Origin of the sequence: Acinetobacter sp., from assembly GCF_036659555.1 — a bacterium.
Classification (GTDB): Bacteria; Pseudomonadota; Gammaproteobacteria; order Pseudomonadales; family Moraxellaceae; genus Acinetobacter.
Genome location: NZ_JAVXCI010000122.1, coordinates 1 through 6,715 on the forward strand (window position 1 = coordinate 1; position 6,715 = coordinate 6,715).

Below are 6,715 nucleotides of genomic sequence, written 5' to 3' on the forward strand. Positions count from 1 at the left end.
TTGAAACGCGTGTGCCGTTAAAGCTATTGGTTTCAATAATGTCTGCACCTGCATCTAAATAAGCTTCATGAATGCCTTGAATAATTTGCGGCTGAGTCAGCACCAAAAGGTCATTATTGCCTTTGAGGTCAGATGCCCAGTCTGCAAAACGCTCGCCGCGGTAGTCGGCTTCTTCTAATTTATGGCGCTGAATCATGGTGCCCATGGCGCCGTCAATAATCAGGATGCGTTTAGCAAGAAGCGCTTTCAGTGTGGCAAGCGTAGACATAAATAACCCCAATCCGATGGAATATAAAATCGGCGAATATATTAACAGAATTCAGCCGGTTTTTATGGATACCCGCCGGTTATAAACTTCGCTCAATCCGCATTGCTGAATATTTAGCCGCCGGGGGCGGCGCGGAAAAGCCAATCCAGACAGAGGGCCTGCTTCATCAAGCTGCAGCATTGATGCGTCATTATGGTGCTCAGGCTGGCTGCTGTCATAATCCGCCATGAAATATTTCAAAAATATTTAAGCCTTGAAATATTGCGGAATGATCACTTTATTTGCTGTGAATATGTATTCAAGTATTTGATTTTTATTATTTAAGTTGAGATGGAGCGCAGGGGCGCCGGCAACAATTAAATGCAATAAAGTATGAAAAACTGCTTTATATGACAGCGCTTTGTCATATAATTGTCACAATTTAATTGAACAATATGGGGATTCTTAAATCCTCCATTCCTGCCTGCATGAATTCTAATCAAACTCCCGTAGATTCAGCACAACCATCGACTACTGTTAAGTCGACGAATGTTCATGTGCCTACACCGAAATTTTTTATGCCGGTGTTTTTAACCGTTATTATTTCAACGCTTATTTATATTGGATTTCAATTAACTTCTGATTTGGCGCATGTTCCCGCATTAAGCCTTTATTCTATGATTTTGCTGGGCACAGCTCTGTTCATTGCGCTCGGCTTTGAGTTCGTCAACGGCTTCCACGACACCGCCAATGCGGTCGCCACCGTGATTTATACCAATGCGCTGTCTGCGCCGGTTGCGGTCATGTGGGCAGGCTTCTGCAACTTTCTTGGCGTAATGGTTGCCAGCGGCGCGGTCGCCTACGGCATTATTGCCCTGCTGCCGGTGGAACTGATCATGAATGTCGGTTCCGGCGCAGGCTTCGCCATGGTCTTCGCCATGCTGATCGCCGCCATTTTATGGAACTTGGGCACCTGGTTTTTGGGGATTCCAGCTTCAAGCTCGCATACGCTGATCGGTTCGATCTTAGGCGTCGGCATCATGAACTACCTGCTGAACGCAGGCAGCGGCGCCAGCGGCATTGATATGGAGCAGGTGCTGAAAGTCGGCAAAGCGCTGCTGTTCTCTCCGCTGATCGGCTTTGCATTCGCCGCTTTGCTGTTCCTGCTGGTGAAAAAAGTCTTCAGAAAGCAGCTGGAGCTGTTCCAGCCGCCGGAAGGCAATAAGCCGCCGCCGCCGCTGATCCGCGCCATTTTGATTTTCACCTGCACAGGCGTCAGCTTTGCGCACGGTTCAAATGACGGCCAAAAAGGCATGGGCCTGATCATGCTGATTTTGATTGGCTGCGTGCCGCTGGCCTATTCATTGAACAAGAATTTGGATCAGAAGCACATTCAGTCTTTTGAGCAGCTTTCCGCGCAAACTGCGGCTGCGGTTTATCCGAAGCATGAAGATATTGCCGATGAAAAAGCCCGTGAAGTTCTGACCAAATACATTCAGACCAAAGAAGTGAATGCTGAAGTTGTTCCCGCTTTGGCAAGCCTGACTGGCCATTTGGGCGAACGCGTTGCGCAGTACGGCGGCGTGGATGAAATTCCGGAAGCGCAAGTTTCCGTCATCCGCAACGACATGTACCTCAGCACGACGGCATTCAAGCGCCTGGATAAAGCGGATCAGCTGCCGGCGCTGACTGCGGAGCAGAAAAAAACCGTGAAAGCGTACCGCAGCAATCTGGATTCATTCCTGCAGTACATTCCAACTTGGGTGAAAGTTGCGGTTGCCTTGGCATTGGGCTTAGGCACAATGGTGGGCTGGAAGCGCATTGTCGTGACTGTGGGCGAACGCATTGGCAAAAACCACATGACTTACGGTCAAGGCATGTCAGCAGAGCTGGTGGCGATGTCAACAATTGCAGCGGCTGACGGCCTCGGCATGCCGGTATCTACAACGCACGTATTGAACAGTGCGGTTGCGGGCACCATGGTGGCGAATAAATCAGGCCTGAATGCGCAAATGGTGCGCACTATTCTGTCGGCCTGGGTTTTCACTTTGCCGGCAACCATCTGTCTGTCAGGCGCCCTGTACTGGCTGCTGCTTAAAGTCTTCTAAGCATTGGCTCAGGCATAAAAAAAACGCTGCTTCGGCAGCGTTTTTTTATGCCTTGCGCAGCGGACTTACTGTTTTTTCAGCTTGCCCAGCACCTTATCCAGCGGCAGTTTTTCCGCAGCGAAACCGTATACCGCGGCGAAAGGCAGTGCTGTGCGGGCTAAATAGGCGACGCGCCATAAGCCGCCGTGGTTGGCGCCTTGCATCATCAGTTCCAGCGGATGCGCGAGTGCAACTTCCGGATTGGCTGCCGATTGGGGATTGCGCAGGTCATGCACCCACAGCACCGCCATAATGGCATTGGTGGTTTCCGGCTTGAAGGCTTCCACATCAAACAGGCTGGCGCCGTTAAAGGCCGCCTTCAGCAGCGGGTTTTTCGTCACGGAATGCGTTGTCGTGGAAGGCGCAATGTTAATGCTGACCCGCTGGCCCTGATGGCGCGCCAGCGTTGCGCGCCACTGCTGGATGCGCTTGGCCAAAGCATAGTTCGGACCTTGCTCCACCACCAGACAGTCGGCAATGCCGTAGTTTTGGCCATTATCTGAAGCGATTAAGCTGTGCAGGTTTTTTTTGAAAAAATTCTGGCGCGAAAGGGCGGAAATGCCGCTGCTGAGCAGCTGCTGCGCCTTGGAGCGCTGCGCAAACTTATCGGTGGAGGCTTCAATTACTTCTGCAGGCACGGCATAGACATCGGTCGGGGTGCACATATACATCAGGCTGGTGCCGGCCTTATGCGCGCTGACATGCTGCATAATCGCATCCATCGCCATGGAAACGCGCACATGCTTTTCGCCGTCCAGATAGGCGATAGCGGCTAAATCCAGCGGGTGCGGATTCTGAATCAGCCACTGCGCAATTTCCGGAATCTGGGTCAGCAGGTTGGCGCCTAATTTTTCCTTCAATACAGGCGCCGGGGTATCTTCAGAAAGCGCTTCCGCGCTGGGCGCATACAGTGTGGCATTGCCTTGGCGCACAGTGTCTAAAATTTTGCCCCAAACGCGGCTGTCCGGCAGATCAACTGCAACAATATTGGCTTTCCATCTGGACAGCCAAGTGAGCGGGCCGGCTTCTGAGGCCGCGCCGAATAAAACCATGGTGCGGTCAGACAGGTCAAACCACTCCGGATGGGCCGCGGCTTCCCTCAGGGCATCGGCATGGCTCGGTTCTACAATGCCGGCGTCCTGCCATTGCTGAATTTGCGCCAGCAAGGCTTCGCCCCGCAGTTTCTGGCCATGATAGGGCACATGCCATTCCGGCGCTTCGGCGCTTTCGCCTTTCAGCTTCACGGTATGCAGCGGCTGCGCGTCCAGCTGCATGACATTTTTCAGCAGGTGCTTTTCGCCGTTGCGGAAAAACTCAAAGGTATAATGCGCTTTATTCAGGCCGGCTTCGGCAATCTGAATCGGATTGTCCGTGTTCTGAATGCCTTGCTCAACCAGCGCCTTAAAATAGCGCGGGTACTGCTTGCGCCAGTTTTTTTCCGCAGAGGCCTGCAGCGAAGCGCTGCGGTCAACGCTGGCTAAGGCTTCCGCAATAATTTCCCGGCCGGCTTTAGAAGTGCTGGGCTTGTGCTTTTGCGATGAATTTGGAAACTGAAGGCCGTCTATGGAGCTGGACATGCAAAATATCTCACGTGATCTAATTATTAATATACAGATGTATACATTATCTATGCCGAATTGATTTGCGTAGTGGCAATAACTTACAAAATTGCATGAATTGCTGCAGCGGCGTTTCAGGCTTCAGTCCGGGAAGCTTCGATAAAAAAGCCTTCATATCTGAAGGCTTGCGCATGCATAGGGCTTAACAGCGCCCTTTTTTGGCTTGGCCCGGCGGGCAGAAGCTGCCATGCTCCTGCGGATGATGGCCCCAGTCCGGGTCAACGGTGATGCTGCCTTCCCGGGTATGCACGGCGCATGCGGAAAGGGCGCTGAAGCACAGCATGCTGAGCATCATGATGATTCTTTTCATTGCGGTATCCCTCTTTATATTTATATTTGTGGCTGCGCTTTTATTTTAAGCAATTTGCGCAGGACGGCGCAGTGAAATTTGCTGCTGCGGCGCAAAGACTGCCCCATAAAGCACTGCATTTACGAACTGTTGCAAAATAAACTGCTGAAAATAGATTGAAATGTGATTTGCATCACATTTATTATAGTGGCTAAGAAAAACAAAAAATGGCCAAGCTCATGAACAGATCCAATCAGGTGTATATCTTCAATGCGCAGAAATCGGGCTTTGCCTCTGCGGTATTTTCCAGCTACCGGCAGGCGGAAGGATGGATTAAGCGGAATTATTTAAGCGGCATTTTGACGGAGTATCCGCTGAATCAAAGCTGCTATGACTGGGCCAAGGCGCATGGCCATTTTAAGGAGCGCTCTGCGATTGACCGCGCGCCGATTTTCATTGCCAAATTTGTTTCGGCTTATCAGAAAAACTGGCATTTCTCGCATGGCCAGCTGATGGAAAGCATAGACAGCTGATGCTTTGCAGCTGCGTCTTGGCCACTAAGCAGGGCGTCAATCCGTTAAGAAGTTGACATGCCTATTCTTTTTTAAATTCTAGATTTTATTCGAAGCGCAAGGCCAAGCGGCGGTCTTTAAAATAGATTGTTTTTGCAGCGGAATTATTTAAATGCAGAAAGTGAACAGGTTTCGCGGTGAGGCGCACTGCGCCGCAAGATGCTTTCCTTGCGAAGCTCCGCTTCTCATTTGGCGAATCAGAAAAGGAGCTAAACAAGCTCCAAATATTGAATTTAAAACGCTGAGACTGCGCCGTGAATGGCCCAAAAGGATACTTCTCAAGATTATGCTGAGAAGCATCCTTTTTCAGCGCGTTTTTATTTTTCCGGCGGCGCCTAGAATGGAATTTGCATTAATTTATTGAAGAAATGCGGGAGCAGGCGCGGCTCCATAATAATGGTCATAATTACCCCGTAAGCTGCGCCCCACAGATGCGCGCTGTGGTTGACATTGGAGTTGCCGCGCTTTCCTGACCAGATGCTGTAGGCCACGTACAGCACGGCAAAGATAATGGCCGGAACCGGAATGAAAAATACAAAAATCAGCTTCCACGGCTCAAACAGAATATAGGCGAACAGCACTGCGGAAACCGCGCCGGAAGCGCCCAGGCTGGCCCAGCGCGCATCATTTTTATGCTGCAGGTAGCTGGGAATAATGGCTGCGATCAGGCCGCCCAAATAGAACAGCGCAAAGCCCAGGTCATAAAAATACTGGCGGTAAAACGCTTCAATAATGCTGCCGAAAAAAAACAGGGTAATCATATTGAACAGCAGGTGCGTGCCGTCCGCATGCACAAAGCCGTGCGTAATGAAGCGGTCAAACTGGCCGCGCTGCATTGCCGGAGGCCAGAAAATCAGGCGGTTCATAATATTCTGATTTTGAAAGGCAATGAATGAAACAATGACCGTAATCAGGATAAGGGTAACGGTGTGGCTCAAAGCAAAATCAGGCATAAATGGGCGTTCAAATCATCAGTATTTGCCGCCCATAATGCCATTAATTTAAGCATTAGCGGGAACTTTCAAGATAATTCCGACAATTTTGGTTGATTTTTTCGTAATGCACCGCATCTTCAGTTAAAATAGCGGCTTCAGCATGAGGAAATATTGTTATGTCGACTGAGAATACCAGCACTGCAGTTGCAGAAGAGATTCCAAATTTATTGATTACACCCAATGCGCAAGAGTACTTAAAAGACTTACTGGAAAAACAAAACACGCCGGGCATTGGTGTACGTATTTTTGTAGAACATCCTGGTACACCGCGCGCTGAATGCTGCATGGCTTACAGTGCGCCTGAAGAAGTCGTGCCTACAGATTACAAACAGGAATATCCTGATTTTCCTGCTTTTGTTGATGCGCCATCTATTCCTTATTTGCTGGATGCGGTCATTGATTACAATAAGGACCGCTTTGGCGGCCAGCTGACGTTCCGCGCGCCGAACTCGAAAGTGCCGCGCGTTGGCCCGGATGCGTCGGTAGAAGAGCGCATTACCTATGTGCTGCAGTCAGAAATCAACCCGGGCTTGGCGGGGCATGGCGGCAACTGCGCCTTGGTGAAAGTGGTTGACGATGCTGAACACGGCCTGACAGCCGTGCTTAAATTCGGCGGCGGCTGCCAAGGCTGCTCCGCTATTGATGTGACCTTAAAGCAGGGCGTTGAAACCACTTTAAAACAGCATGTGCCTGAACTGATGCAGGTGGTGGATGAAACTGACCACAGCCAGGCGGAAGGCGCTTATTTCAAGTAATTCAGCCTGAAGAAAATGAAAAATAGCCTCTCAATAGAGTAATGCCAGTCAGTTAAGCATTTTTAATCCTCCCCAACCCTCCTTTTTCAAA

At 50.2% G+C, this 6,715-nt stretch carries 7 protein-coding genes; 3 read left to right on the forward strand and 4 right to left on the reverse strand.

Annotated features, from left to right (window positions below; all coding sequences use genetic code 11):
* Positions 1 to 268 (reverse strand): homocysteine S-methyltransferase family protein (locus tag RSA72_RS13260; protein WP_332624209.1); only part of this gene is annotated, 268 nt, incomplete at its 3' end.
* A gap of 467 nt (positions 269 to 735) precedes the next feature.
* Here RSA72_RS13260 and RSA72_RS13265 point away from each other — a divergent pair.
* Entirely contained in the window at positions 736 to 2,355 is a 1,620-nt protein-coding gene (locus tag RSA72_RS13265) for an inorganic phosphate transporter (RefSeq protein WP_332624210.1), read from the forward strand.
* Positions 2,356 to 2,420: 65 nt separating this feature from the next.
* Here the strand turns inward: RSA72_RS13265 and RSA72_RS13270 are convergent, their stop codons facing one another.
* Together RSA72_RS13270 and RSA72_RS13275 are read right to left on the reverse strand one after the other, a co-directional pair.
* Complete coding sequence (locus tag RSA72_RS13270) at positions 2,421 to 3,971, reverse strand: hypothetical protein (protein WP_332624211.1); 1,551 nt, start codon at positions 3,969 to 3,971, stop codon at positions 2,421 to 2,423.
* Positions 3,972 to 4,155: 184 nt separating this feature from the next.
* Positions 4,156 to 4,323: a hypothetical protein gene (locus RSA72_RS13275; RefSeq protein WP_332624212.1), complete on the reverse strand. Its 168-nt coding sequence runs from the start codon at positions 4,321 to 4,323 to the stop codon at positions 4,156 to 4,158.
* A gap of 218 nt (positions 4,324 to 4,541) precedes the next feature.
* Between RSA72_RS13275 and RSA72_RS13280 the strand changes: the two genes are divergently transcribed.
* A complete protein-coding gene (locus tag RSA72_RS13280; protein WP_332624213.1) occupies positions 4,542 to 4,835 on the forward strand; it encodes a DUF7710 domain-containing protein in 294 nt (97 codons plus the stop codon).
* Positions 4,836 to 5,209: 374 nt separating this feature from the next.
* Here RSA72_RS13280 and RSA72_RS13285 read toward each other — a convergent pair whose 3' ends face one another.
* Complete coding sequence (locus RSA72_RS13285) at positions 5,210 to 5,827, reverse strand: rhomboid family intramembrane serine protease (protein WP_332633325.1); 618 nt, start codon at positions 5,825 to 5,827, stop codon at positions 5,210 to 5,212.
* Positions 5,828 to 5,985: 158 nt separating this feature from the next.
* Between RSA72_RS13285 and nfuA the strand changes: the two genes are divergently transcribed.
* On the forward strand, positions 5,986 to 6,624 hold the full coding sequence (gene nfuA / locus RSA72_RS13290) for a Fe-S biogenesis protein NfuA (RefSeq protein WP_068907348.1): 639 nt from the start codon (positions 5,986 to 5,988) through the stop codon (positions 6,622 to 6,624).
* Positions 6,625 to 6,715 lie beyond the last annotated feature (91 nt).

Coding starts and splice junctions, on each gene's coding strand:
- RSA72_RS13265 (WP_332624210.1), top strand. CDS start 736: ATGAATTCTAATCAAACTCCCGTAGATTCAGCACAACCATCGACTACT.
- RSA72_RS13270 (WP_332624211.1), bottom strand. CDS start 3,971: ATGTCCAGCTCCATAGACGGCCTTCAGTTTCCAAATTCATCGCAAAAG.
- RSA72_RS13275 (WP_332624212.1), bottom strand. CDS start 4,323: ATGAAAAGAATCATCATGATGCTCAGCATGCTGTGCTTCAGCGCCCTT.
- RSA72_RS13280 (WP_332624213.1), top strand. CDS start 4,542: ATGAACAGATCCAATCAGGTGTATATCTTCAATGCGCAGAAATCGGGC.
- RSA72_RS13285 (WP_332633325.1), bottom strand. CDS start 5,827: ATGCCTGATTTTGCTTTGAGCCACACCGTTACCCTTATCCTGATTACG.
- nfuA (WP_068907348.1), top strand. CDS start 5,986: ATGTCGACTGAGAATACCAGCACTGCAGTTGCAGAAGAGATTCCAAAT.